The sequence below is a fragment of the Micromonospora sp. AMSO12t genome, assembly GCF_008806585.1.
GTDB classification, from domain to species: Bacteria; Actinomycetota; Actinomycetes; order Mycobacteriales; family Micromonosporaceae; genus Micromonospora; species Micromonospora reichwaldensis.
The window spans coordinates 1-505 of sequence record NZ_WAAS01000593.1; the positions used below are offsets into that span (position 1 = coordinate 1).

Consider the following 505-nt stretch of genomic DNA (forward strand, 5'->3'; position numbering starts at 1 on the left):
CCGGACCGCGGCATCGTCATGATCGACCACCTGATCGACTACCTGCGCTCGACCATCCCGCAACTGCGCGCCGACCGCGCCAGCACCTTCGTCACCCTCGGCTCGCAATGCGACTCGGTGCGGGCCTATCTCGGCGTGATCGCGGCGCGCATGCCGCGCCTGCGCACCGAGGTGAGCTGTGCGCCGGAGCTGCGCGCCGCCCTGATTCCGCCCCTGATGCTGATCTCGCTGGTGGAGAACGCGGTCAAGCATGGCATCGAGCCCAAGAAAGGGCCGGCGCGGATCCAGGTGACGGCCGCCTCTCGCGAGGTGGATGGCGTCAGGATGCTGGAGCTGAGCGTGATCGACGACGGCATCGGCTTCTCCGCATCGAGCGGCAGCGGCATTGGCCTGGCGAATATCCGCGAGCGCCTGAAGCACCTGTACGGCGGCGCCGCCGCGCTCGAACTGCGCACCGGCGAGGAAAGCGGCGTGGTGGCCAGCATCGTGCTGCCGCTGGTCGAGA

At 69.1% G+C, this 505-nt stretch carries 1 protein-coding gene; it reads left to right on the top strand.

Annotation, left to right across the window (positions count from 1 at the left end):
• A partial coding sequence (locus tag F6X68_RS33095) for a sensor histidine kinase (RefSeq protein ID WP_370519033.1) occupies nucleotides 1-505 on the top strand: 505 nt, incomplete at both ends.